25 protein-coding genes and 1 riboswitch are annotated in these 24878 nt (G+C 73.6%); of the genes, 16 read left to right on the forward strand and 9 right to left on the reverse strand.

Translation table 11 applies throughout. From position 1 onward, the window contains the following. Positions 1-235: 235 nt before the first annotated feature. Positions 236-610, reverse strand: a complete 375-nt coding sequence (locus ACFIF2_RS17125; RefSeq protein ID WP_395573503.1) for a winged helix-turn-helix transcriptional regulator — start codon at positions 608-610, stop codon at positions 236-238. 78 nt (positions 611-688) lie between these two features. Here ACFIF2_RS17125 and ACFIF2_RS17130 point away from each other — a divergent pair, with 78 nt between their 5' ends. From ACFIF2_RS17130 to ACFIF2_RS17155, 6 genes are all read left to right on the forward strand, one after another. Then, positions 689-1099 (forward strand): RidA family protein, encoded by a 411-nt coding sequence (locus ACFIF2_RS17130; protein ID WP_395573504.1) that lies wholly within the window; start codon positions 689-691, stop codon positions 1097-1099. Between the two features lie 161 nt (positions 1100-1260). Next, the gene (locus tag ACFIF2_RS17135; RefSeq protein ID WP_395573505.1) at positions 1261-1998 is read left to right on the forward strand and encodes a GNAT family N-acetyltransferase; all 738 of its coding nucleotides are present in this window, start codon (positions 1261-1263) and stop codon (positions 1996-1998) included. Positions 1999-2118: 120 nt separating this feature from the next. After that, the gene (locus ACFIF2_RS17140; protein ID WP_370443954.1) at positions 2119-2196 is read left to right on the forward strand and encodes a 50S ribosomal protein bL37; all 78 of its coding nucleotides are present in this window, start codon (positions 2119-2121) and stop codon (positions 2194-2196) included. 112 nt (positions 2197-2308) lie between these two features. After that, positions 2309-3655, forward strand: a complete 1347-nt coding sequence (locus ACFIF2_RS17145; protein ID WP_395573506.1) for an APC family permease — start codon at positions 2309-2311, stop codon at positions 3653-3655. A 287-nt stretch (positions 3656-3942) separates the two neighbouring features. Next, positions 3943-4599: a TetR/AcrR family transcriptional regulator gene (locus ACFIF2_RS17150; RefSeq protein WP_395573507.1), complete on the forward strand. Its 657-nt coding sequence runs from the start codon at positions 3943-3945 to the stop codon at positions 4597-4599. Between the two features lie 297 nt (positions 4600-4896). Beyond that, on the forward strand, positions 4897-6513 hold the full coding sequence (locus tag ACFIF2_RS17155; RefSeq protein WP_395573508.1) for an MFS transporter: 1617 nt from the start codon (positions 4897-4899) through the stop codon (positions 6511-6513). 90 nt (positions 6514-6603) lie between these two features. On the opposite strand, the gene ACFIF2_RS17160 is transcribed toward ACFIF2_RS17155, so the two are convergent. From ACFIF2_RS17160 to ACFIF2_RS17185, 6 genes are all read right to left on the reverse strand, one after another. After that, positions 6604-7452 carry an energy-coupling factor ABC transporter ATP-binding protein gene (locus tag ACFIF2_RS17160; protein WP_395573509.1) on the reverse strand — a complete coding sequence of 283 codons (849 nt, stop codon included), beginning with the start codon at positions 7450-7452 and terminating at the stop codon, positions 6604-6606. Next, entirely contained in the window at positions 7449-8198 is a 750-nt protein-coding gene (gene cbiQ / locus ACFIF2_RS17165) for a cobalt ECF transporter T component CbiQ (RefSeq protein WP_395573510.1), read from the reverse strand. Before cbiQ ends, ACFIF2_RS17160 begins: the two co-directional genes overlap by 4 nt. Further along, positions 8199-8540, reverse strand: a complete 342-nt coding sequence (locus ACFIF2_RS17170) for an energy-coupling factor ABC transporter substrate-binding protein (RefSeq protein ID WP_395573511.1) — start codon at positions 8538-8540, stop codon at positions 8199-8201. Beyond that, on the reverse strand, positions 8537-9232 hold the full coding sequence (locus ACFIF2_RS17175; protein ID WP_395573512.1) for an energy-coupling factor ABC transporter permease: 696 nt from the start codon (positions 9230-9232) through the stop codon (positions 8537-8539). The genes ACFIF2_RS17170 and ACFIF2_RS17175 overlap by 4 nt, the downstream gene beginning before the upstream one ends. Before the next feature lie 29 nt (positions 9233-9261). After that, positions 9262-9446: riboswitch (cobalamin riboswitch) on the reverse strand. A 53-nt stretch (positions 9447-9499) separates the two neighbouring features. Continuing rightward, positions 9500-10132 (reverse strand): potassium channel family protein, encoded by a 633-nt coding sequence (locus ACFIF2_RS17180; protein ID WP_395573513.1) that lies wholly within the window; start codon positions 10130-10132, stop codon positions 9500-9502. Further along, the gene (locus ACFIF2_RS17185) at positions 10129-11490 is read right to left on the reverse strand and encodes a chloride channel protein (protein ID WP_395573514.1); all 1362 of its coding nucleotides are present in this window, start codon (positions 11488-11490) and stop codon (positions 10129-10131) included. The genes ACFIF2_RS17180 and ACFIF2_RS17185 overlap by 4 nt, the downstream gene beginning before the upstream one ends. A gap of 323 nt (positions 11491-11813) precedes the next feature. Between ACFIF2_RS17185 and ACFIF2_RS17190 the strand changes: the two genes are divergently transcribed. The 5 genes from ACFIF2_RS17190 to ACFIF2_RS17210 all read left to right on the forward strand — a co-directional run bounded on the left by ACFIF2_RS17190 (position 11814) and on the right by ACFIF2_RS17210 (position 15108). After that, positions 11814-12272, forward strand: a complete 459-nt coding sequence (locus ACFIF2_RS17190; RefSeq protein ID WP_395573515.1) for a hypothetical protein — start codon at positions 11814-11816, stop codon at positions 12270-12272. A 173-nt stretch (positions 12273-12445) separates the two neighbouring features. Continuing rightward, the gene (locus tag ACFIF2_RS17195; RefSeq protein ID WP_395573516.1) at positions 12446-12838 is read left to right on the forward strand and encodes a cell division protein SepF; all 393 of its coding nucleotides are present in this window, start codon (positions 12446-12448) and stop codon (positions 12836-12838) included. A 95-nt stretch (positions 12839-12933) separates the two neighbouring features. Further along, positions 12934-14088 (forward strand): ATP-binding protein, encoded by a 1155-nt coding sequence (locus ACFIF2_RS17200; protein ID WP_395573517.1) that lies wholly within the window; start codon positions 12934-12936, stop codon positions 14086-14088. Continuing rightward, entirely contained in the window at positions 14085-14444 is a 360-nt protein-coding gene (locus ACFIF2_RS17205) for a nucleotide pyrophosphohydrolase (protein ID WP_395573518.1), read from the forward strand. The genes ACFIF2_RS17200 and ACFIF2_RS17205 overlap by 4 nt, the downstream gene beginning before the upstream one ends. A 193-nt stretch (positions 14445-14637) precedes the next feature. Then, positions 14638-15108: a DUF6099 family protein gene (locus tag ACFIF2_RS17210; protein ID WP_395573519.1), complete on the forward strand. Its 471-nt coding sequence runs from the start codon at positions 14638-14640 to the stop codon at positions 15106-15108. A 37-nt stretch (positions 15109-15145) separates the two neighbouring features. Here the strand turns inward: ACFIF2_RS17210 and ACFIF2_RS17215 are convergent, their stop codons facing one another. After that, on the reverse strand, positions 15146-15490 hold the full coding sequence (locus tag ACFIF2_RS17215) for a hypothetical protein (protein ID WP_395573572.1): 345 nt from the start codon (positions 15488-15490) through the stop codon (positions 15146-15148). Positions 15491-15738: 248 nt separating this feature from the next. Between ACFIF2_RS17215 and ACFIF2_RS17220 the strand changes: the two genes are divergently transcribed. The 3 genes from ACFIF2_RS17220 to ACFIF2_RS17230 all read left to right on the forward strand — a co-directional run bounded on the left by ACFIF2_RS17220 (position 15739) and on the right by ACFIF2_RS17230 (position 20872). After that, positions 15739-16662: an LLM class F420-dependent oxidoreductase gene (locus ACFIF2_RS17220; protein WP_395573520.1), complete on the forward strand. Its 924-nt coding sequence runs from the start codon at positions 15739-15741 to the stop codon at positions 16660-16662. A gap of 149 nt (positions 16663-16811) precedes the next feature. Next, the gene (locus ACFIF2_RS17225) at positions 16812-18326 is read left to right on the forward strand and encodes a 3' terminal RNA ribose 2'-O-methyltransferase Hen1 (protein ID WP_395573521.1); all 1515 of its coding nucleotides are present in this window, start codon (positions 16812-16814) and stop codon (positions 18324-18326) included. Continuing rightward, positions 18323-20872, forward strand: coding sequence for a polynucleotide kinase-phosphatase (locus ACFIF2_RS17230; protein WP_395573522.1), 2550 nt, complete (start codon positions 18323-18325; stop codon positions 20870-20872). The genes ACFIF2_RS17225 and ACFIF2_RS17230 overlap by 4 nt, the downstream gene beginning before the upstream one ends. An 88-nt stretch (positions 20873-20960) precedes the next feature. On the opposite strand, the gene ACFIF2_RS17235 is transcribed toward ACFIF2_RS17230, so the two are convergent. Beyond that, the gene (locus ACFIF2_RS17235; RefSeq protein WP_395573523.1) at positions 20961-22253 is read right to left on the reverse strand and encodes a cation:proton antiporter; all 1293 of its coding nucleotides are present in this window, start codon (positions 22251-22253) and stop codon (positions 20961-20963) included. A gap of 274 nt (positions 22254-22527) precedes the next feature. Between ACFIF2_RS17235 and ACFIF2_RS17240 the strand changes: the two genes are divergently transcribed. Next, a complete protein-coding gene (locus ACFIF2_RS17240; protein ID WP_395573524.1) occupies positions 22528-23751 on the forward strand; it encodes an arginine deiminase in 1224 nt (407 codons plus the stop codon). 59 nt (positions 23752-23810) lie between these two features. Next, positions 23811-24818: an ornithine carbamoyltransferase gene (argF, locus tag ACFIF2_RS17245; RefSeq protein WP_395573525.1), complete on the forward strand. Its 1008-nt coding sequence runs from the start codon at positions 23811-23813 to the stop codon at positions 24816-24818. Positions 24819-24878: the final 60 nt, after the last annotated feature.

Raw genomic sequence — 24878 nt, forward strand, 5'->3', positions numbered from 1 at the left:
CCCCAATAGCCGGTGCCGGCGTTTCCGGCGAACGGGTGGGCCGCCCTCGTTTCCATGAGTGCGAGTGGACGCTTGGGTGCCTGAGCCGAACAGCGGTCCGTCCGGCACCATGGATCCGCATGTTGACCCGAAGGAGATCTTGAGGTGGCCTGCGGCGCGCCCCTTACACGCTGCGGCGCTGACCCTTCCGCCGTGCGGTGACCGTCATGCGGCGCGGTCCGCGGGTGTCCCGGGGTCAGCGTCCTGGTTCCTCTTCCATCCCGTCGAAGGCCGCGCGTGCGCGGTTGATGGCGGGGAGGTGTTCCGCGGCCCATGTCAGCAGCGCGTCGATGGGAGGGCGGAGAGTCTTGCCGAGTGGCGTGATGTGGTAGCTGACCGCCACGGGGCGGGTGGAGACGACCTCGCGCTCGATGACGCCGTTTCGTTCGAGTCGCCGCAGGGTCGCGGTCAGTGACTTCTGGGTGACCTGGGGGATGGCTCGGCGTAGTTCGTTGAAGCGGCACGGGCGCTCGCAGAGCTCGTTGAGGACGCTGAGCGACCACTTGTCGAGGACCTGGTCGAGCAGTTCACGGTGCGGGGCGTCGATGCGGAGTTCGTCGGCGGTATCCATGGCGAAACCTGGTCTCGTTGAAGTGTCCTTTTCCTCCTAGGTAGCTTACGGATACCTAGGAGGAAGGGGAGAGCAGCCATGACTGTTCAGCATTTCTCGCCGGAAGGCATGCTCCAGCCCGTGCCGTACCACCACGTGGCCGTGGGGACGGGGACGAGGCACGTTCATGTCAGCGGGCAGATCGCGCGGCGGGCCGACGGGACTCCGGTCGCTCCCGGTGATCTGGCCGGGCAGGTCGCCCAGGCGTTGCGCAACACTTCCGTCGGGCTGGCGGGCGCGGGGGCGTCCTTCGCGGACGTGCTGCGCCTGACGTTCTATGTGACGCGGTGGAGCCCGGAGAAGATCGGTGACTTCATGGCCGGAGTGGAATCCGTCGCCGATGAGATCGGGCTCCGGCTTCCCATGCCGCCGGCCTCCCTGATCGGGGTCGACCACCTCTTCGAGCCGGATGTGCTCGTCGAGGTCGAAGCGACCGCGCTGCTCGACTGATTCCCGGTGCGGCCGCGTTCCCGCGTATGTGACGCTCTGCGGGGATCGATCGATGCTCGACCGCGCGTTCGTAGAATCGGGGCGCCAGGGGGCGTGCGATGGACGACGGCGGGCGCAGGGGTGCGGCTGTACGCCCGGGCGGGCGAGAGAGGTGCGGCACGATGGATCATCACGACGAGCGCGCACTGGACGACCCGGTGGGGCAGTCGCTTCGCGGGGTGCACGCGCGCTTCGCCCGTCGGCTGGGCGGGGCCGCCACCTATGAGGCGGATGTCGCGACCTTCTGCGCGCTGCCTGCCGACGCGGGTGCCGCGGAATGGGGTGACCTGGCCGAACTGCTGGGGCCCGGCGGGTTCGCCGACATGTTCAGTTGCCCGGCCGTTCCGCCGCCCGGCTGGGAGCCCGTGTTCAGCCTTGAAGGGCGGCAGATGATCTGGCCCGGCAGCCATCGGGCCGACGGCCTCTCCGGTGCCGGGACGGACGACGACGGTGTGGTGCGGCTTGGTGCCGGCGACGTGCCCGAGATGCTCGACCTGGTCGAGCGGACGCGGCCGGGGCCGTTCTGGCCGCGCACCCACGAACTCGGCACCTACCTCGGTATCCGGGACGGCGGCAGGCTGGTGGCGATGGCCGGGGAACGGCTGCGGCCCGCGGGCTGGGCCGAGATCAGCGCCGTCTGCACCGACCCCGAGGCACGGGGGCGAGGGCATGCCGTCCGTCTGGTCGGGGCCCTCGTCGAGCGGATCACGGCCCGCGGTGAACGTCCGTTCCTGCACGTGGCCGACGCGAACACCGGGGCGGTCGCGCTGTACGAGCGGCTGGGGTTCAAGACGCGTGCCCACGTGACCTTCCGCGGGTTCCGGGTACCGGAGGCACCGGGCCGGCCGTCCGTGACGTAAGCCACCCGTGTGCATTTCGAGCCGGGTGTTTGGCGCCGCGCCGACGGGAAAGGGGCTCTGTGATCTCCGGGTCCACAATCCGGTGGATAGTACGGGAATGCACAGGAAGAGGAGGTTTCGATGTCCTCGAAGCGACGTCGCAAGAAGAAGGCCCGCCGGAAGAACGGCGCGAACCACGGCAGCCGTCCGCAGAGCTGAGGGCGCGTCGACGCATCGGGTGGGTGGCGGTTGCCACCCACCCGAGCGCGTAACCGGCGGAGTTCGCCGAGCGCGTGGCGTGTTTCCCGGCACACGGGAAACGTGAGGCGTCATGGCGACGCAGGGAACACAACGACCGGCCGAGTCGCAGGGCGGCCCGGCACTGAAGCGGGCTCTGACCACCCCGCTGCTGTACTTCTTCATCCTGGGCGACGTGCTGGGCGCGGGCGTCTACGTCCTGGTGGGACAGGTGGCCGCCGACTCCGGGGGAGCGGTGTGGGTACCGCTGGTCGTCGCGCTGCTGCTGGCGATGCTGACCGCCGCCTCCTACGCGGAGCTGGTCACCAAGTACCCCCGCGCGGGCGGGGCCTCCCACTACGCCACCCGCGCCTTCGGGCCCTTCGCCGGCTTCGTCGCCGGGTTCTGCATGCTCGCCGCCGGCATCGTCTCGGTGGCCGCGCTCGCCCGCGGCTTCGGGGGCGACTACCTGTCGGCCTTCGTGACGCTCCCCGTCGGCCTCGTCGCCGTGCTGTTCCTCGCCCTGCTCGCGCTGGTCAACGCCCGCGGCATCAAGGAGTCGACCCGGGCCAACGTCGCCGCGACCGTCGTCGAGGTGAGCGGGCTGCTCGTCGTCGTCGCCCTCGGCGTGTGGCTGCTGTGGCGCGGCGACGGCGACGTGGCGCGGCTGGGAGAGCTCGGTACGCCGGAGAAGGGCGCCGCGGCGGCCGTACTGAGCGGCTCGGTGCTGGCGTACTACTCCTTCGTCGGGTTCGAGACCTCCGTGAACGTCGCCGAGGAGACCCGCGACCCCCGGCGCTCCTACCCGCGAGCGCTGTTCGGCGCCCTCGCCACCGCGGGTGCCGTGTACGTCCTCGTGGGGGTCGCCGCCTCCGTCGCGGTACCGACGGCGCGGCTCGCGGAGTCCAGCGGGCCGCTGCTGGAGGTCGTCGAGGCGGCCGGCGGCGTGCCGACCCGCCTGTTCAGCGCCATCGCCCTCGTCGCTGTGGCGAACGGCGCGCTGCTGACCGGCATCATGTCCTCCCGCCTGGCCTACGGCATGGCCCGGGACGGGCTGCTGCCGCCCGCGCTGACCAAGGTGCTGCCCGGCCGCCGTACGCCGTGGGCCGCGATCGCCGTCACGACCCTGCTGTCGATGCTCCTCGCGCTCACCGGCAGTGTCGCCACCCTCGCGTCCACCCTGGTCCTGCTGCTGCTCGTGGTCTTCCTCATGGTCAACACCGCCGTACTCGTGCTGCGCCGCGACCCCGGCGAGGCGGACCACTTCCGGGCCCCGACCGTGCTGCCCGTGCTGGGCGCCGCCTCCTGCGTCGCGCTCGCCACGCAGATCGAGGCCGAGGTGTGGCTGCGGGGGCTGCTGGTGGTGGCCGTCGGCGTGGTCCTCGCCGCGCTCGCCGCGGTACGGCGGTCCGGGGGCGGCAGGGGCCGGGAGGACCGGTAGGGCTGGGAGGGCCGGTAGGGAAGGGAGGGCCGGGAGGACCGGTAGGGCTGGGGGCCGGGAGGACCGGTAGGGCTGGGAGGGCCGGGTGGGTCGGGGTGGGCGTGGGTAGCCGTCGCCCCGCGATCCGCCTGTGACCGGCCCCCGGCCCCGGGCGCGGACGGGCGGGCCACCGGACGGGCCCACCTGGGATCTCCGTGCCAGAATGGACGCCGCCGCGTCCTGGCATCCACCGCACCGTCCGCACCGCCGTCGTGCGTCCGCCCGCACCGTCCCGCCCAGAGGTTCCCGTGACCAAGCCCGTCGCCCGTGAGCCGCAGCGGCGCAACGCGCGGTCCAACCGGGCGCGCATCCTGGCCACGGCACGCCGGGAGTTGGGGCGGAATCCCGACACCACGCTGGAGGAGCTGGCCCAGGCCGCCGGTGTCGTACGGCGCACCCTCTTCGGGCACTTCCCGGGCCGGGCGGCGCTGCTGGAGGCGCTGGCCGAGGAGGCGTCCGAGGTGCTGCGCGGCGCTGTGGCCGCCGGGGCGGAACGGATCGGTCCGGCCGAGCCGGCCGAGCGCGCGCTCGCGTACTTCATGATGCTGATGTGGCCCGTCGGCGACCGCTACCGGTTGCTCCTGGCGCTGGCCCGGCGTGACCTGGGCGAGGAGCGCGTGGCCGAGATCCTGGCCCCGGCCCGCGCCGAGGCCACCGCCATCCTGGAGCGCGGTCAGCGGGACGGCGTCTTCCCCGCCCATCTGCCGCCCGCCGTGCTGAGCGTGGGCCTTGAGGCCATGACGGTCGCGCTGCTGGAGCAGGTCAACGCCGGTGCGCTGGAGGACGACGGGACCCGGGTCGCGATCGCCCAGCTCATCACGGCCGGGGTGCCGGAGCGGCGGGCGCGGTCCGTGGTCGCGGACGTGGCCCCGACGGTGCCCGCGGAGGCCGTCCCGGCCGAGTGAGCCGCCGGCGGCGCGTGTCGGCGCCCTGGGGTCCGGGTCGTACCGAGTGTCCGTCCAAGGGGCCGACCCGTAGCGCGTGTGCGTCCGAGGAGGCCGACCCGTAGCGCCTGTGCGTGCATGCGTGCGTGCATGCGTGCGTGCATGCGTGCGTGTGTGCATACGGCGGACCGGGCCCCGCCCGGCCCGTCCTCCCGTCACCCTCCACCATATTTGCACGTCCCTGTGCAACAAACTACGCTGCACGAGTCTGCACACCAATGGGCAATTAACGTGCCCGAACCCTCCCCGGGAGCCCTCATGCCCCTCCTGGCCACCACACCCGTCGAGAAGATGACCGGGCCGTACGCGCGGCGCTGGTGGGCGCTCCTCGTGCTGTGTCTGAGCCTGCTGATCGTCGTCATGGCCAACACGTCCCTGATCGTGGCGGCGCCGGACATGACGGCCGACCTGGGCCTGAGCAGCAGCGACCTGCAGTGGGTGATCGACGGCTACACCGTCCCGTACGCCGCGCTGATGCTGGTCCTCGGCTCGATCGGCGACAAGTACAGCCGCCGCGGCGCCCTGATCGCCGGCCTCGTGGTCTTCGCGGGCGGTTCGGTGATGGGCAGCCTCGTCGACGAGACCGGGCTGGTCATCGCGGCCCGCGCGATCATGGGCGTCGGCGCCGCCGTCGTCATGCCGGCCACGCTGTCCCTGCTGGTCGCGGTCTTCCCCAAGGGGGAACGGGCTCGCGCCATCACCGCCTGGACCGCCACCTCCGGCCTCGCCATCGCGGTCGGCCCGCTGGTCGCCGGCCGGCTCCTGGAGGACCACGCCTGGGGCTCGACCTTCCTGGTCAACGTCCCCATCGCGGTCGCCGCCGTCGTCGGCGCGCTGGTCCTGGTCCCGCCGTCCAGGGCGGCCGGCATGGGCCGGATCGACTACGTGGGCGGCCTGCTCTCCATCGTCTCCGTCGGCAGCCTGGTCTACGCGAGCATCGAGGGCCCGCACTTCGGCTGGGGCGCCGGCCCGGTCGCCGCGGCCGTCGTCGCGGGCGTCGGCCTGGTGGTCTTCGTGTGGTGGGAGCTGCGCCACCCGCACCCCATGCTGGACGTGCGCAGGTTCCTGTCGCGCCCCTTCAGCGGCTCCATGGTCGCCGTGCTGTTCTTCTTCTTCGGCACCTACGGCGCCATCTACTACGCCACGCAGTTCCTGCAGTTCGTGCTCGGCTACGGCGCCCTGGAGACCGGCGTCCGCCTGCTGCCGCTGGCCGGGGCCGTGTTCGTCGGCGCCGCGGTGACCGGGAGGCTGACGCCGAAGCTGGGCGTGAAGGCGATGGTGGGCTCCGGCATGGTGATCGGCACCGTCGGGGTGTTCCTGCTGGTCCTCATCGAGAAGGACTCCGGCTACGCCGACTTCCTGGCCCCGATGCTGCTGCTCGGCCTCGCCATCGGGCTGAGCGTGTCCCCGGCCACCGACACCATCATGGGCTCCTTCCCGGAGAGCGAGCTGGGCGTCGCGGGCGGCGCCAACGACACCGCGCTGGAACTCGGCGGCTCGCTGGGCATCGCCGTCCTGGGCTCCCTGCTCGGCACCGCCTACCGGGACGAACTCGCCGGCCTGGTGGGCGACCGCCTCCCGGCCGCCGCGCTGGACACCGCCCAGGACTCCGTGGGCGGCGGACTGGCCGTCGCCGAGCGCCTCGCGGCGAACCCCGACGCCGGTCCGCGGCAGGCCGAGGCCCTCGCCGACGCCGTGAACCAGTCCTTCGCCCACGGTGTCGCCACGACCAGCCTGGTCGGCGGGATCATCATGGCCGCGGGAACCCTGATCGTCCTCGCCGTCCTGCCCGGCCGCCGCGCCGCCGCCCGGCAGCGGCCCGAGGAGGAGCCGGCCGGCACCCGGGACCCGGAGTTCAGCGACGCCGCGCGGTGATCCCCGGGAGGAGCCGGCCGTCGCCCGGACCGCGGGTACCGCGACGCCGCGCGGTGAGCCCGGGTCGGCGCCGGCGGGGTGCCGTCCCCGTCAGTCCGCCAGCGCGGCCAGCTCCTCGGGCGTGCGCGGGCCCGCCGCCGACCCGGTCAACAGGCCCCGCGCGCGCAGCAGCCGGGCCGCCGCGACCCCCCACGGCAGGCCCAGGCCCGCCTGCCGCAGCAGGTCCGCCCGGGCCAGCGTCGTGTCCGTCGGGCCGGTGTGCACCCCGGCCGGGGTGAGCAGGGCGGCGTCGTCGGACCAGCGCAGGGCGAGGTCGACGTCGTGGGTGGCCATCACCACGGTGGTGCCGCCCGCGCGCAGGCGGCCCAGGGTGGCGAGCAGCCGTTCCTGGCCGTCCGGGTCGAGCCCGGCGGTCGGCTCGTCCAGGATCAGCACCCGGGGCCGCATCGCGACGGCCCCGGCGATCGCGGTCCGTTTGCGCTGCCCGTACGACAGCAGGTGGGTGGGCCGGTCGGCGAGCGCGGCGATGTCCAGGGCGTCCAGCGCCTCCCCGACCCGGGACCTGACCTCGGCGTCCGGCAGGCCGAGGTTGAGCGGCCCGAAGGACACGTCCTGCGCCACCGAGGCCGCGAAGAGCTGGTCGTCCGGGTCCTGCACCACCAGTTGCACGGTGGTCCGCAGCCGCGTCAGCCCCCGCCGGTCGTACGTCACCGGCTCCCCGTCGACCGTCAACGTCCCCGCGCCGGGCCTGAGTCCGCCGCTGAGCAGCCGCATCAGCGTGGTCTTGCCGCTGCCGTTGCGGCCCAGCAACGCGAGGGCGCGCCCCGCGACCACGGCGAAGTCCAGCCCGGTGAGGACGTCCGGGCCCTCCTCGTACGCGAAGGACACGCCCCGCAGGGCTACCGGCGCCGGCTGAGCCGTCCCGACGGTCTCGCTCACGACAGCGGTCCTTCCAGTACGAGGGTCAGGGCGGCCAGCGCCGCCAGCAGCGCGACGCTCGCCGCCGTGAACGGCACCGAGACGCGGGCCTCGGGCACCAGGACGCGCAGGGTGCCGTCGTACCCGCGTCCGGCGAGCCCGTGCTGCAACCGCGCCGCCCGGTCGAAGGCCCGCACGAACGCCGTGGCCCCGAGCCCGCCCAGCGAACGCCAGGCGGCGGCCCGGGTGGTGTGCCCCAGGCGCGCCGCCTGCGCCTCGCGGATCCGGCGCACGGAGTCCAGCAGCAGGAAACTCATGCGGTACGTCACCAGCGCCACGTCCACCACCGGCGCCGGCACCCCCGCCCGCACCAGGCGGGGCAGCAGGTCGGACATCGGCGTGGTGAACGCGAACAGCAGCACCCCGAGGGAGGCCGCCGAGGTGCGCAGCAGCAGCTCACCGGCGCGCACCGCCCCGCCCTCCGCCACCGTCAGGAACCCGTCCGCGCCCCCCACCCGCACCAGCAGCGGCAGCGCGCCCGTCACGCAGAAGCCCAGCGGCACCCGGTAGGCCCGCCACAGCCGGCGCCGGGGTACGCCCGCCGGGCCGAGCAGCACGGCGAGCGCCGTCACCAGGACCAGCGCCGCGCCCGGCCAGGGCGGCAGGGAGACCGCGAGGACGGTCAGACCCAGCCCCAGCACGGCCTTGTCCACGGGGTGGCGACGGCGCCAGCGGCTGCTGTGCGCGGCCGCGTCGATCGGCAGCACTCAGTCCCCTTCGGGCGCGTCCCGCCGGGCGGCCGCGGCCGCCCGCTCCTCGCCCTGCCGCCGGCCCCGGCGCAGCCCGAAGTAGTACGCCAGCACACCCGCGCCGAGCGCGGCCTGCACGGCGAACAGGGCCGACTCGATCTCCCCGGACGGCGGCTCGTACAGCGGCGAGAACCACGGCTCGTAGTCCGGCTCGATCTCCGTGATCGCCGTCTCGGCCTCGGCGTCGGCCCCGGCGAACGGCTCCTCCTTGTGGTCGCCGAGCCCCAGCACCAGCGGCAGCACCGCCAGCGCGGCCACGGCGAGCAGCAGCAGGGCGTTGATCTTCGCGTTGCGGCTCATCGGGCCACCGCCTGCTTCTCCGTCCGGGTCTTCGCCGACAGCACGCCCAGCCGGGCCAGTTCACCCTTGCTGGACTGCACCAGCAGCCGCATCACGAGCACCGTGAGCAGGCCCTCGCTGACCGCCAGCGGGATCTGCGTGACGGCGAAGATGGACCCGAACTTGCCGAGCGCGCCCAGGAATCCGCTGCCCGCGTCCGGGAAGGCCAGCGCCAGCTGCACGCTGGTGACGCAGTACGTGGACAGGTCGGCGACGAACGCCCCGCAGAACACGGTGACCATCAGCGGGACGTCGTAGCGGCGCAGCAGCCGGTAGACGGCGTAGCCGGCCCAGGGGCCGGCGATCGCCATCGAGAAGACGTTGGCGCCCAACGTGGTCAGCCCGCCGTGGGCGAGCAGCAGCGCCTGGAAGAGCAGGGTGATGGTGCCCAGGACCGCCATGACCGGCGGCCGGAACAGGATCGCGCCCAGGCCGGTGCCGGTCGGGTGGGAGCAACTCCCGGTGACCGACGGCAGTTTCAGGGCCGACAGGACGAACGTGAAGGCTCCGGCGGCGCCGAGGAGCAAGGTGCTCTCCGGGTGCTCCCTGACCTCACGGGTGAGTGACCGGACTCCGTGGACGACGAACGGCGCGGACGCGACACCCCAGGCGATCGCGTGCGCCGGTGGCAGAAAGCCCTCGGCGATGTGCATGGCTCAGCAGACCCTCTCCAGCACCTCGTGGATGGACGACGCGCCTTGGCCGGTCTCCTGGCTTACGGGTACCACCGCCCGTGCTCCGCCTTCCCGGGTCCTAGGACCCAGTGGCTGCCCCTGAGGGCCGGAGCCGGACTTCCCGATTCACAGTGGCGAGGGCCGCACCGGCATCACACCGGATTTCCCGTTCACCAAGGCGTGGCGACAGTAGTGCTCCCACCGGTGCGGTGACAAGCGGGCCTCGGGTCCGGCGGCACCCCGCCGTCACCCGTGCCGGTCTTGTCCTGCCTGCCGATCCTGCCCGTCCTGCCCGCCCTGGCGGTCCTGTCCGGCCTGCCCGTCCCGCCGGTCCTGCCCGTCCCGCCGGTCCCGTTCCGGCCGCCGGACCACCATGTCGCGCATCCGCTGCGCCAGCGCGGTCGCGGCGGCGGTGAGGAACACGAAGCTGTACACGATCTGAAGCACCGTCACGACCCGTGCCGACTGGCCGTGCGGGGTGATGTCGCCGTAGCCGACGGTGGCGAGGGTGACCACCGTGAAGTACAGGGCGTCGACGCGGGTGCCCAGACCGGTCAACTCGCCCGGTGTCTTGGCGAGGGCGTAGTAGGCGGCCGAGAAGACGTGCACGGACAGGACGATGAGCAGGGTGATGACCACTCCGGGCCGGGTGTTCGGGCGGTTGACGAGCACGTGGCGGATCTGCCGGAGCAGCAGCGCGGCCACGACGGTCAGCAGCAGGGCGAACAGCAGCCAGCTCAGCACGGGCCGCCGCGGGCCCAGGTGGTCGAGGGGGAGGAGGAAGTAGGCCGCGACCACGGCCGCCGCGACACCGGCCCGGACGAGCCAGGGCAGGCCCGCACGCCGGCCGGCGGCCGGCCGGTCCGCCCGGCGCCTCATCGCGGCGTCTCCCGGGGCTCCGCCGGGCCCTCGGCGGCCTTCGGCCCCGTCCGCCTCACCAACTGCGTGACGACGAAGGCGACGACCGACGCGGTGACGATCAACGGCATCTGGTCGTACGCCTCCCCGCCCATCAGCAGCACCGCCAGCACCGCGCTGGTCAGCGGCAGCCCGGTCACCGCGGCGGCAGCGGCGGAGATGCCGAGGGCGAGGGCCGGGGTGGTGCCGAAGCCGGGCAGCCCGGAGCAGGCCACGGCCGTCGCCGTGCCCAGCAGGACGGCCGGGAAGATCGGGCCGCCGCGCAGACTCCCCAGCGCGATGCCCCAGGCCAGCCCCTTGCACGCGACCAGCGCCACCAGCGCGCCGACGGACCAGGCGTGCGGGTGGGCCGCCAGCTCGCCGAGGGTGGCCTGACCGGACAGGGCCGCCTCCGCCGGGGAGCGGCCGGTGATCAGGGCGTACGCGGCGAGGCAGACACCGACCGCGGTGGCGCACAGGACGGTGCGCGAGGCCGTGTGCCGCCCCGTCCAGGAGACGGTGCGCCGGCCCAGTTCGCGGGCCGCCGTGATCAGCACCGCGATCAGCGCCGCCGTCGGCACGCCCCACAGGAAGTCGCCGGCGTCCGGATCGGTGCCCGGCGGTACGTCGTGCAGGGCGAGGGCGCCGATCTTCAGGCCGGTCCATTCACCGAAGCCGGTGAAGACCAGCGCCCCCGCCGCGCTGGCCAGCAGACAGGGCAGCAGCAGGGCCACCAGCTGCGCGCCGGCGAGCCCCGCGCCCTCGATCAGCAGGACGGCCGCGGCCACCGGTCCGCCGAGGATCGTGGAGATCGCGGCGGTGGAGCCGGCCGTGGCCAGGACGGCGCGCGCCCTCGGGTCCCCGGTCGCGCGTGCCCGCCGTACGGCCAGCAGGGCGAGCCCGCTGCCGACCGCCATCAGCGGCGCCTCGGGACCCAGCACCACGCCGAGCGGCAGCGTCGCGAGCGCCGCCAGCACGGCGCCGGGCAGCGCGCGCGGGCCCACGGGCGCGCCGCCCAGCCCGTCGACCGGCAGGTGCCCGCCGCCCCCGGGCATCCGGGTCACGATCGGCGCCAGGATCAGCCCGGCCAGCACCAGCGCGGGCAGCGGCCACCACCAGGGCGGGGCGTCGTAGCCGGCCGCCTCGGGCAGCGACGTCCACACCCAGTGCTGGAGTTCGTGCTGGAGGCCGACGAAGAAGAAGCACGCCAGCGCGATGGGGACGCCCAGCAGCACGCACAGCAGCAACAGCCGCAGGTAGCCGGGGCTGAGCACGGTGCGCCGCAGGGACTGCTCGGCCCGGCCCGGGGACGCGTTCGCGGGGGCGGGCTGCGTCGTCACGGGCCCTCCTCCGTCCAGCTCGGCCTCGGCGGGCACGCGTCGGCCGCGGCACGCACGCGTCGGTCTCGGGTGCGCACGCGTCGGCCGCGGCACGCACGCGTTCGCACGTGCGCTTCAGTAAACGCGAGGCGGGTCGGGGGCGCACGCGCACCGGGCGTCCCGGTGAGCGGGCGGGCGCGCACGAGGCCGGGGGCCCGGTCACCCGTTCGGCGGACCGGCCTGGCCGGGCGGGCCGGTCCGCCGCAGGCTCGGAGTGACCTGTCGGCGCCTCCCGTGCCGGCGGGCGCAGGCCCGTACGGGGAACAGCAGAAAGGACTCCGCTCATGAGCCAGCACGCCGCACCTTCTCCCGGCAGGCCGACACACGGCGCAGGCACCCCGCGATCGGCGGACCGGTCCAGCGGCTGGGTGACCGGCGGTGTCGTCTTCGCGGGCGTACTGCTGCTGCTCAACGGCGCCCTCGCCGTGCTGCAGGGCATCGCCGCCATCGCCGAGGACGACGTGTACGCCCGCGTCGGCAGCTACGTCTACGAACTCAACCTCACCGGCTGGGGCGTCATCCACGTCATCCTGGGCGCCCTGCTGCTCGCCACCGGCTACGGCCTGCTCAAGGACATGGCCTGGGCGCGGTTCGCGGGCATCGTCCTCGCCTCGCTCAGCCTCATCGCCCAGTTCCTGTTCCTGCCGTACGCGCCCGTCTGGTCCGTGGTCATGATGGCGATCGACGTCTTCGTGATCTGGGCACTGGCCAGCCGCCAGGACCAGGCGGACCGGCACGCCTGAGCGTGAGCGGTGACCGGCGGCCGGCACCCGCGGCCGCCGGTCGGGGGGCGGTTCACGGCCGCGATCACACGATACGGAGCGTCGCGATCCGTGTCGCTGTTGGGCCGAACGGGTGACTTGGCGTAAGAATTGGCTGGTGCAGGCAATGAAGGCGAGTGAAATCGGGGGAGCCGGTGAACAGCCACGACGTCACCGATGAGCAGTGGGAAGGGCTCGCCCAGGTCGTTCCGCTGCGCGGGCGCGACGCCTGGCCGTCCGCGGTCGGTCACCGGGCGCTCCCGGAGGCGGAGACGGAGGCGCGCCGCCGTTTCGTCGTCCTCAGGATCAACGTGTTCGCGGACGCCCGCGAGGTCGCCGAGACCCTGATGGCGGGCATTCCGGTCCTTTTGGACCTGACCAGTGCCGAGACCGAGGTCGCCAAGCGGGTCCTCGACTTCAGCACGGGGGTCGTCTTCGGTCTGGCCAGCGGCATGCACCGCGTCGACCGCAACGTCTTCCTGCTGACCCCGGCCGGGACCGAGGTGAACGGGCTGATGGAGGGCGCCGCGGGGGTCCCCGGGGTGTGACGGGGGTGCGCGGTCCTGACGGGCCCGTCCCCCGATCGTAGGAACGCCGTACGGGCAAAACGGTTCGCCGAACGGCGGAGTCCTACGGTCCGCATATGGCAGTGACACCCGCGCCGACGGCGTCCGCCGCACCCCACCCCGACCGGCCCCGCGTCACGGAGCTGCGGCTGTCCGCCTTCGCGGGGCACCGGCGTGCCGTGCTGCGGTTCGGGCCGCTCACCGTGCTGGCCGGGCCGAGCGGCAGCGGCAAGACCAGTGCCCTCAGGGCGTACGACGCCCTGGCCCGGCTCGGCGGCGGCGCCGAGCTGGGCGCGGTGTTCCCCGACCCGGTCGCCTGGGTGCCCGAGCGGGCCCGGCCCGACGCCCAGCGCCGCCGCGGATTCCGCATCGGCTGCACGGCCGACGGACCGGCGGGCCCGGTGCACCTGGACCTCGCCGTGCAGGCGGAGCCCGAACTGCGCGTCGTGGGCGAGCGGTTGACGGCCGACGGCGTCGTGCTGCTGCAGACGGCCCTGCGCGATCCCGGCCGCCGGGCCGTGCAGGCGGAGTGGTACACGGCCGGGTCGGCGCCGGTGACCCGCGCCCCGCTGCCCGACGACCGGCTCGGCACCCCGCTGCTGCCGCTGCGGGTGGCCGGCAAGACGGACGGGCAGCGCAGGGTGCTCGCCGCCGCCGAGCAGATGGTGGTCGCCCTGCGCTCCGTGTTCGCCTGCGATCCCAGCCCCGACCGCATGCGGGAGCCCGTGCCGGCCGGCACCGGGCGGCTGCTGGGCGGCTGCGACAACCTCGCCGACGTACTGTGGCGCACCCGCGTCGAGTGCACGCGGCGGCACGCGCAGTTCGTCGCGGCGGTGCGCTCCGGCTGCGCCGGGCCGGTGGCGGACGTGCTGGCCGAACCGGCCGCCGGCGGCGTGGTCCGGGCGCTGCTCGACCGGGGCGACGGCGTGCGCACCGGCCTCGCGCGGCTCGGTCACGGCGAGCTGCGCTACCTCGCCCTCGCCCTGGTGCTGTTCACCGGCCCCGGTGTGCTGGAGGTCGACCCGGCCGGAGAGGTCCCCGCCGCCCTGCAGACGCTCACCGTCCTCGCCGACGGCTTCGACCGGGGCCTGGACCCGCGGCAGCGCGCGGAACTGCTGCGGATCGCCGCCCGGATGTGCGACCGCGGACACATCCGCCTCGTCGCGGCGGTCGCCGACGCCTCATGGGCGGCCGGGACCGACGGTGTCACGGTGGTACACCTGGACCCGTGACCGATCACCCCCGTCCCTCACCTCCCGCGGACCTCGCGGCGTTGCGGCGCAGGCTCGCCGAGTTCGCCGCCGCGCGGCACTGGGAGCCGTACCACACCCCCAAGAACCTCGCCGCGGCGCTCAGCGTGGAGGCCTCCGAACTCCTGGAGATCTTCCAGTGGCTGACGCCCGAGGAGTCGTCCCGGGTCATGACCGACCCGCACACCGCGCACCGGGTCCGCGACGAGGTCGCCGACGTCCTGGCGTACCTGCTCCAGTTCTGCGAGGTGCTGGGCGTGGATCCGCTGGCCGCGCTGGCGGCGAAGATCGAGCGGAACGAGTCGCGGTTCCCGGCGCCCGGCGCGCCGGACGGCTGAACCGCCGAACGGATCGGAGTCACGCGCTCCGTTATCACTCTCCGCATCAGAAAACGGGCTGGAGACCAATTTGTTGTCCGAAGATTTCCGCCTTCCTCTGGCTTTTCGTCCCACACGCCTTCACTCTGGGTAGTGGACAGCGGAGTTCGGGCGGACGCGCCGCGCGCGCGTCGGAAACAGACGGGGGCAGCGCATGGACGCTGTGCGGCTCATCGTGACCAGTGGGCGTGCCCTGGCGGCCGGCGGCGAGGTGCCGGACATCCTGACGGAGGTGTGGCAGGTGCAGGCCCTGGCGCAGGCGATCGGCAGCCGGCTCGCGGTCTGCGGGCCACCGGAACTGCGCGGCGAGGCACTGGGGCTGACCGAGCTGGCGGGCCGCGGCTGCGGGGTGCTGGACACCCCCGAGCTGGCCCCGGAGGAACTGCGCGCCGCCCAGCTGACCGAACTGGGCGACGCCCGCCAGGCCCTGATGCGCCTGGGCACCCTGCTCGGCGAGACCGGCATCGCCCTCGTGGGCGTGGCCTGCGCCGCCGACGACGAGGCCACCTACTGGCAGTGCATGGAGGCCATCGACGCGGCGGACGAGTCGCGGGACCGGGTCCTGGAGATGCTGCGCAAACTGGCGGACCGGGACGCGGAGTTACCGGTGCGGGAGGCGGGCTAGCGACGACACGCGCACCGCCGACCGCGCCCCCGGCACCTCACTCGGCGCGCCCCTCCCCGCCCGCCGCACGGCCGGCACCCCCGCCCGTCGCACGGCCGGGACCCTCGTCCGTCGCGCGGCTGGGACCCTCGTCCGTCGCGCGGCTGGGACCCTCGTCCGTCGCACGGCTGGGACCCCCGTCCGTCGCGCGGCTGGGACCCCCGTCCGTCGTACGGCTGGGACCCCCGTCCGTCGCGCCGTCGGGCTCCCCGGCCGACCGGAGGTCGGCGTCCAGGGCCGACAGGTCCGCGTTCAGCGCCGCCATGAGTTCCTCCATCTGCTGGAGCAGCCCCTGCGGCCGTACCTCCGCCCCACCCCGTTGCGGCACACTCTCCTCGGACATGACGGCCCCCTCGGCCCCGGGCCCCCGCGGGGAGACCGGCACGATGACGCGCCGGCGCACACCGGCCGGCACGGGCGCCGGGCGATCCGGCTCCGCCCCGGCAAACGATCACCGTCCGGCCCGGTCACCGGCCCGGCCGCCCACCGGGCGCGGGGTTGACGCGGATTCACCCGCCGGTGGGCCGGGGGGCGCGCCGGAGCGCCGGGCGCCTGTGCGGCGCACCCACCCCGAACAGGCAGGATGGAGACATGGATCTCCGTATCTTCACCGAGCCCCAGCAGGGGGCCACCTACGACACCTTGCTCACCGTGGCGAAGGCCACCGAGGACCTCGGCTTCGACGCCTTCTTCCGCAGCGACCACTACCTCCGCATGGGCTCCGTCGACGGCCTGCCCGGCCCCACCGACGCCTGGATCACCCTGGCCGGCCTCGCCCGCGAGACCAAGCGGATCCGGCTCGGCACCCTCATGACCGCCGGCACCTTCCGCCTGCCCGGCGTCCTCGCCATCCAGGTCGCCCAGGTCGACCAGATGTCGGGCGGCCGGGTCGAACTGGGCCTGGGCGCCGGCTGGTTCGAGGAGGAGCACAAGGCGTACGGCATCCCCTTCCCGAAGGAGAAGTTCGGCCGCCTCGAGGAACAGCTGGAGATCGTCACCGGCCTGTGGGCCACGGAGACGGGCAAGACCTTCGACTTCCACGGCAAGTTCTACGACCTCACCGAGTCGCCGGCGCTGCCCAAGCCCGCGCAGGCCAAGGTCCCGGTGCTGATCGGCGGTCACGGCGCCACGCGGACGCCGAGGCTGGCCGCGCGGTACGCCGACGAGTTCAACATCCCCTTCGCCTCCGTCGAGGACACCGAGCGGCAGTTCGGCCGGGTGCGGGCCGCCGCCGAGGAGGCCGGCCGCGGGGCCGGCGCGCTGACCTACTCCAACGCCCTCGTCGCCTGCGTCGGCAAGGACGACGCCGAGGTCGCCCGGCGGGCCGCCGTGATCGGCCGCGAGGTCGACGAGCTGAAGGCCAACGGCCTCGCCGGCTCCCCGGCCGAGGTGGTCGACAAGATCGGCCGGTACGCCGCGGTCGGCGCGCAGCGGATCTACCTCCAGATCCTCGACCTCGACGACCTGGACCACCTGGAGCTGATCTCCTCCCAGGTGCAGTCGCAGTTGACGTGAGACCGGCCTGCGAATAACCGAAGGCGCCGGTCACCCGCCCCGTGCGAAGGTATGACCGTCGTCCTGCCGGAGCCCCCGGGATCAACACCTCGGGGGCTCCCGCGCGTACGGCGTCCCGTTGGCGTCCACCGGCCGGAGAGGCCCTCCGCATGTTCCTGACCATCACCACCACCGGTACCCCCGAGCGCCCCGCCACCGACCTCGGCTTCCTGCTGCACAAGCATCCCGACAAGGCGCAGGCGTTCTCCACCTCCTTCGGCACGGCCCACGTGCTCTACCCGGAGGCGGAGGAGCAGCGCTGCACGGCCGCGTTGCTGCTGGAGGTCGACGCGGCGGCGCTGGTCCGGCGCGGCAGGGGCAAGGGCCGGGGCGGCGCCCCCGACGCGGCGCTCGCGCAGTACGTCAACGACCGCCCCTACGCGGCCTCCTCGCTCCTCGCCGTCGCGCTGGGCAATGTCTTCTCCAGCGCGATGCGCGGCGTGTGCAAGGGCCGGCCCGAGCGCGCGGCCGCACCCCTGCCGCTGCGCGTCGAGGTCCCGGCGGTGCCCGCCCGCGGCGGCCCCGACCTCGTACGGCGTCTCTTCGCGCCGCTCGGCTGGACGGTCACCGCCGAGGCCGTGCCGCTGGACACCGCGTTCCCGGAGTGGGGCGACTCCCGCTACGTCCGTCTCGTCCTCGAGTCCGCCTCCCTCACCCTCTCCGACGCCCTGCGTCACCTGTACGTCCTCCTCCCGGTGCTCGACGACGCGAAGCACTACTGGGTCTCCCCGGACGAGGTCGACAAGCTCATGCGGGCCGGCGAGGGCTGGCTGCCCGGCCACCCGGAGCAGAAGCTGATCACCAGCCGCTACCTGTCCCGCCGCTGGTCCCTGACCCGCGAGGCGATGGAGCGCCTGGAGCTGATCCGGCTGGCCGAGACCGACGACAGCGCGGTCGAGGAGATCGACAACGCCGTCGAGGCCGAGGCCGAGCAGGAGGAGAAGCCGACCCCGCTCGCCGTGCACCGCCGCGAGGCGATCCTCACCGCCCTGCGCGACCACGCCGCCGCCCGGGTCCTCGACCTCGGCTGCGGCGAGGGGCACCTGGTGCGCGAGCTGCTCAAGGAGCCGCGGTTCACCGAGATCGTCGGCGTGGACGTGTCGGTGCGGGCGCTCACCATCGCCTCCCGGCGGCTCAAGCTGGACCGCATGGGCGAGCGGCAGGCCGCGCGCGTGCGCCTCTTCCAGGGCTCCCTCGCCTACACCGACAAGCGCCTGAAGGGGTACGACGCCGCCGTGCTCAGCGAGGTGATCGAGCACCTCGACCTGCCTCGGCTGCCCGCCCTGGAGTACGCCGTGTTCGGCTCCGCCCGCCCCCGCACCGTCGTCGTCACCACCCCGAACGTCGAGTACAACGTGCGCTGGGAGTCCCTCCCGGCGGGCCACGTCCGCCACCGCGACCACCGTTTCGAGTGGACCCGCGAGGAGTTCCGCGCCTGGGCGGAGACGGTCGCCGGACGGCACGGCTACGACGTCGGGTTCCGCCCCGTCGGCCCCGACGACCCCGAGGTGGGCCCGCCCACCCAGATGGCCGTGTTCACCCTGATGACGAAGACGACCACGACCACGACCACGACCTCGACCACGACCTCGACCCCGGCCGAGAAGGAGGCGAAGGCAGCATGAGCACCACCGACCCCCGCCCCGGCGCCCGCGCCCTCCCCGTCACCGACCTCTCCCTCGTCGTCCTGATCGGCGCCTCGGGGTCCGGCAAGTCCACCTTCGCACGGCGCCACTTCAAGCCGACCGAGGTCATCTCCTCCGACTTCTGCCGAGGTCTGGTCGCCGACGACGAGAACGACCAGAGCGCGAGCCGGGACGCCTTCGACGTCCTGCACTACATCGCCGGCAAGCGGCTCGCCGCCGGCCGCCGCACCGTCGTCGACGCGACCAACGTGCAGCAGGACGCCCGGCGTCAGCTGATCGACCTGGCCAAGCGGCACGACGTCCTGCCCATCGCCGTCGTCCTCGACGTGCCCGAGGAGGTGTGCGCCGAACGCAACGCCGCCCGCACCGACCGGGCCGACATGCCCCGCCGGGTGATCCAGCGTCACATCCGCGAACTCCGCCGCTCCCTGCGCCACCTGGAGCGCGAGGGCTTCCGCAAGGTGCACGTCCTGCGCGGCACGGAACAGGTCGAGCAGGCCACCGTCGTCACCGAGAAGCGGTACAACGACCTCACCCACCTCACCGGCCCCTTCGACATCGTCGGCGACATCCACGGCTGCGCCGCCGAGCTGGAGACCCTGCTCGGCAAGCTCGGCTACACCGACGGAGTCCACCCCGAGGGCCGCACCGCCGTCTTCGTCGGCGACCTCGTGGACCGCGGCCCGGACAGTCCCGGCGTGCTGCGCCGCGTGATGTCCATGGTGAAGTCGGGCAACGCCCTGTGCGTCCCCGGCAACCACGAGAACAAGTACGGCCGCCACCTCAAGGGCCGCAAGGTCCAGCACACCCACGGACTCGCCGAGACCGTCGAGCAGATGGACGGCGAGAGCGAGGAGTTCCGCGCCGAGGTACGGGAGTTCATCGACGGCCTGGTCAGCCACTACGTCCTCGACGGCGGCAGGCTCGTGGTCTGCCACGCCGGCCTGCCCGAGAAGTACCACGGCCGCACCTCCGGCCGGGTCCGCAGCCACGCCCTGTACGGCGACACCACCGGCGAGACCGACGAGTTCGGGCTGCCGGTGCGCTACCCGTGGGCCGAGGACTACCGGGGCCGCGCCGCCGTCGTCTACGGCCACACCCCGGTTCCCGAGGCGACCTGGCTCAACAACACCATCTGCCTGGACACCGGTGCCGTCTTCGGCGGCAAGCTCACCGCGCTGCGCTGGCCGGAGCGCGAGCTGGTCGACGTACCGGCCGAGCGGGTCTGGTACGAGCCGGCCAAGCCGCTGCGCACCGAGGCGCCGGGCGGGCACGACGGCCGTCCGCTGGACCTCGCCGACGTGCACGGCCGCCGGGTGGTGGAGACCCGGCACGCCGGGCGGATCACCGTACGCGAGGAGAACGGGGCGGCGGCCCTGGAGGTCATGAGCCGCTTCGCCACCGATCCGCGCCTGCTGCCGTACCTCCCGCCGACCATGGCGCCGACCGCGACCTCGGCGGTGGACGGCTACCTGGAGCACCCGACGGAGGCGTTCGCCCAGTACGCGGCCGACGGCGTGGCGCGGGTCGTGTGCGAGGAGAAGCACATGGGCTCGCGGGCGGTGGTCCTGGTGTGCCGCGACGCGCAGGCGGCGCGCGCCCGCTTCGGCGTGGAGGGGCCCACCGGCGCCCTCTACACCCGTACCGGCCGCCCGTTCCTCGACGACGCTGCCCTGACCGAGGAGATCCTCGGCCGGCTGCGCACCGCGATCGGCGAGGCCGGCCTGTGGGACGAACTGGCCACCGACTGGCTGCTGCTGGACAGCGAACTGATGCCCTGGTCGCTGAAGGCGTCCGGGCTGTTGCGGTCCCAGTACGCCGCCGTGGGCGCCGCCTCCGGGGCGGTGTTCCCGGGCGCGCTGGCCGCGCTGGAGGGCGCCGCGGCGCGGGGCGTGGACGTCGCGGACCTGCTGGCGCGCCAGCGCGGACGGTCCGCCGACGCCGCCGCGTTCACGGACGCCTACCGCCGCTACTGCTGGACCACCGACGGCCTGGACGGCGGCCGGCTGGCACCGTTCCAGATCCTGGCCGTCCAGGGCCGCAGCCTGGCCGCCCTGCCGCACGACGAGCAGCTCGCCCTGATCGACCGCATGGTGGAGCACGACGGCAGCGGCCTGCTCCACACCACCCGGCGGCTGTACGTCGACACCGGCGACGCCGCGTCGGTGTCCGCGGGCGTCGACTGGTGGCTGGAGATGACCGGCCGGGGCGGCGAGGGCATGGTGGTCAAGCCGGTCGGCGCGCTGGTACGCGACGCCAAGGGGCGCCTGGTGCAGCCCGGCGTCAAGTGCCGTGGCCGCGAGTATCTGCGGATCATCTACGGACCCGAGTACACCCGCCCCGAGAACCTCGCCCGGCTGCGGCAGCGGTTCCTGGGCCACAAGCGGTCCCTGGCGATCCGCGAGTACGCCCTCGGCCTGGAGGCCCTGGACCGCCTCGCGGACGGCGAGCCGCTGTGGCGGGTGCACGAGGCGGTGTTCGGCGTACTGGCGCTGGAGTCGGAGCCGGTGGACCCGAGGCTGTGAACCCGGCGGCCACCGCCCGCCACCGCCGTGCTCGCCACCGCAGTGACCGCCACCGCCGTGCCTTCGCGGGCACGGCGGTGGCCCCGCGTCAGCCGGCGTACGGCTTCACCGCCGTGCCGGGGGCCGGGGCCGCGGGCCGGTCGCGGGCGGCCAGCCGGCGGGTCAGCACCAGGAGCGGCTGGGTGAGCAGCGTCGTGGCCAGCGCCATGAACACCAGGACCGTGTAGAGCGGGGCGCTCAGCAGGCCCGCCTCCAGGCCGGCGTTGAGCGCGATCAGCTCGGTCAGGCCCCGGGCGCTGAGCAGCACGCCGACGGTGCGCGCGTCGTGCCGGTCCAGTCCGCCCAGCCGGGCCGCCGCCGTCCCGCTGCCGACCTTCGTCACCACCGCCAGCACCGTCACCACCAGCAGGGCGGCCCAGCCGGTGCCGGTCATGCTGTTCAGGGCCACCGACTGGCCCGAGAGCACGAAGAAGAACGGCAGCAGCAGGGAACCGACCTCGTGCAGCGGCCGCAGCAGGTCCGGGTCGAGCGTGCCCCCCTCCTCGCGCGGCACGACCACCCCGGCGAGCAGCGCGCCGAAGATCACGTGCAGCCCGAGGGAGTGGGTGACCCACGCCGAGGCGAGGGCGAAGCCGACGAGCAGCGCCAGCCGCAGCGAGGGCTCCAGGCGCGTCCGCCACAGCAGCCGGCGCAGCACGGGCCGGGCCGCGCACGCCATGACGGTGACGAAGCCGACGGCGAGCGCCGCCCGCCAGGGCCAGCCGAGGCCGCCCCCGCCCCCGCCCGCGTGCCCGTCCAGCAGCGCGCCCGCCAGCACCGTCCAGCACACGAGGTCCAGCACGCCCGCGGCGGAGACCGCCACCACCCCCGGTACCGAACGGGACAGCCCGTTCTCCCGCACGATGGCCGTCAGTACGGGCACCGCCGTTATCGACAGCGCCACTCCCGCGAAGACCACCATGGCGGGGGACAGGTCGCGCGGCATGCCCAGGTCCCGCAGCACGTCCCGGAACAGCAGCGCGCAGCCGCTCCCCACGGCCATCGGCACCACGAACGCGGCCAGCGCCACGATCAGCGACGTGCGCGCCCGGTCGCCCAGGACCTTCAGATCCAGCTCGTAGCCGACCGCGAACAGGAACACCACCAGGGCGAACTGCGAGAACCCGGTCAGCGCCGGGCCGATCTCCGCCGGGAAGAGCACCGCGTACGCGTCCGGGGCGGCGCTGCCGAGCAGGGACGGGCCGAGCGCGATGCCCGCCGACAGCTGGCCGACGATGTACGGCTGGCCCAGCCGCCGGGCCAGCCAGCCACCCGCGTGGGCGGCCACCAGGATCAGCGCCGAGGCGCCCGTGAAGTGGGCGATCATCGTGTCAGGGCTCAACGGTGTCTCCGCACGGTCGGGGCGGTCGGTGCCGGCCCTGCCAGGATGTGCGGGCCGCGGCGTCGCATCGCAGGTCGTACACCGGTCCCGGGCAAGGGCACGGGGAGCACGGCCCGGCGGTCGTCCCCGGCCGCGGCACGGGCGTGCGCGCACCGGGCTTCACTGCGCCCGAGGGGCGCTCCCCGGGGGAGCGGCGACCACGCGGAACGGACCGGGGCGCACGGGTCCGCGTGAGCGGGGGGTGAACGGGCGCCCGAATGGTCAGGATGGAGGCATGGGATTCCACGTCGACTCCGAAGCCGGGCGGCTCAGCCGCGTCATCCTGCACCGGCCGGATCTCGAGCTCAAAAGGCTCACCCCCAGCAACAAGGACGCTCTCCTCTTCGACGACGTGCTGTGGGTGCGCCGGGCGCGCGCCGAGCACGACGGGTTCGCCGACGTGCTCCGCGACCGCGGGGTGGCGGTGCACCTCTTCGGCGACCTGCTCACCGAGACCCTGGACGTCCCCGCCGCCCGGCGGCTCGTCCTGGACCGGGTCTTCGACGAGAAGGAGTACGGAGTGCTGGCCACGGACCATCTCCGGGCCGCCTTCGAGACCCTGCCCGCCGCCGCCCTGGCCGAGGCCCTGGTCGGCGGCATGACCAAGCGGGAGTTCCTGGAGGCGCACCCGGAGCCGGTCTCCGTGCGCTTCCACGCGATGGAACTCGACGACTTCCTGCTCGGACCGCTGCCCAACCACCTCTTCACCCGGGACACCTCGGCGTGGATCTACGACGGTGTCTCCATCAACGCCATGCGCTGGCCCGCCCGGCAGCGTGAGACCGTCCACTTCGAGGCGATCTACCGGCACCATCCGCTCTTCCGCGACGAGCCCTTCCACCTCTGGTCCGAGGGACAGGCCGACTACCCGTCCACCATCGAGGGCGGTGACGTCCTGGTCATCGGCAACGGCGCCGTGCTCATCGGCATGAGCGAGCGGACCACGCCCCAGGCCGTCGAGATGCTCGCGCACAAGCTGTTCGCGGCGGGCTCCGCCAGCACCATCGTGGCGCTCGACATGCCCAAGCGGCGGGCCTTCATGCACCTGGACACCGTGATGACGATGGTCGACGGCGACACCTTCACCCAGTACGCCGGCCTCGGCATGCTCCGCTCGTACACCATCGAGCCGGGCGTGGGCGACAAGGAGCTGAAGGTCACCGACCATCCGCCGGAGCACATGCACCGCGCGATCGCCGCCGCGCTCGGCCTCCACGAGATCCGGGTGCTGACCGCCACCCAGGACGTCCACGCCGCCGAACGCGAGCAGTGGGACGACGGCTGCAACGTGCTGGCCGTCGAGCCGGGCGTCGTCGTCGCCTACGAGCGGAACTCGACCACCAACACGCACCTGCGCAAACAGGGCGTGGAGGTGATCGAGATCCCGGGCAGCGAGCTGGGCCGGGGCAGGGGAGGGCCGCGCTGCATGAGCTGTCCGGTGGAGCGCCAGGCCGTATAAGAATTCAATCTTCCGTATACTGTTCCAGAGAATCGTCCCCGTACCCCTGGAGCGCCCTCATGGCGACAGTCCCGACCGCCCTCGCCGGCCGCCACTTCCTCAAGGAACTCGACTTCACCGCTCAGGAGTTCCGCGGTCTGGTCGAGCTGGCCGCGGAGCTGAAGGCCGCCAAGCGGGCCGGGGCCGAGACGCGCCACCTGGCGGGGAAGAACATCGCGCTGATCTTCGAGAAGACCTCGACGCGCACCCGGTGCGCGTTCGAGGTCGCCGCCGCCGACCAGGGTGCCTCGACGACGTACCTCGACCCGGCCGGCTCGCAGATCGGCCACAAGGAGTCCGTGAAGGACACCGCGCGCGTACTCGGACGCATGTTCGACGGAATCGAGTACCGGGGGGACAGCCAGCAGAAGATCGAGGAGCTGGCCGCCTTCGCCGGCGTCCCCGTCTACAACGGCCTGACCGACGACTGGCACCCCACCCAGATGCTCGCCGACGTCCTCACGATGACCGAGCACAGCGACAAGTCCCTGCACGAGATCACCTTCGCCTACCTCGGCGACGCCCGCTTCAACATGGGCAACTCCTACCTGGTCACCGGCGCCCTGCTCGGCATGGACGTACGCGTCGTCGCCCCGAAGTCCTACTGGCCCGCCCAGGAGGTCGTCGACCGGGCGAAGGAGCTGGCCGCGTCGAGCGGCGCCCGCATCACGCTCACCGAGGGCCTGGAGGAGGGCGTGCGCGGCGCCGACTTCGTCGTCACCGACGTCTGGGTCTCGATGGGCGAGCCCAAGGAGGTCTGGGCCGAGCGGATCAAGGCCCTCGCGCCCTACGCGGTGACCATGGACGTGCTGCGCGCCACCGGCAACCCGGACGTGAAGTTCCTGCACTGCCTGCCCGCCTTCCACGACCTGGGCACCAAGGTCGGCCAGGAGATCTTCGAGGCGCACGGCCTCGACTCCCTGGAGGTCACGGACGAGGTCTTCGAGTCCGCGCACTCCGTCGTCTTCGATGAGGCGGAGAACCGGCTGCACACCATCAAGGCGGTCCTGGTCGCCACGCTGGCCTGACCAGCCCGGTCATCACGCTGCCCTGACCAGCCCGGTTATTCTGACCGGCGGCCCCGGAGC

The sequence above is a fragment of the Streptomyces sp. BK79 genome (assembly GCF_044142145.1).
In the GTDB taxonomy this organism is placed as follows: Bacteria; Actinomycetota; Actinomycetes; order Streptomycetales; family Streptomycetaceae; genus Streptomyces.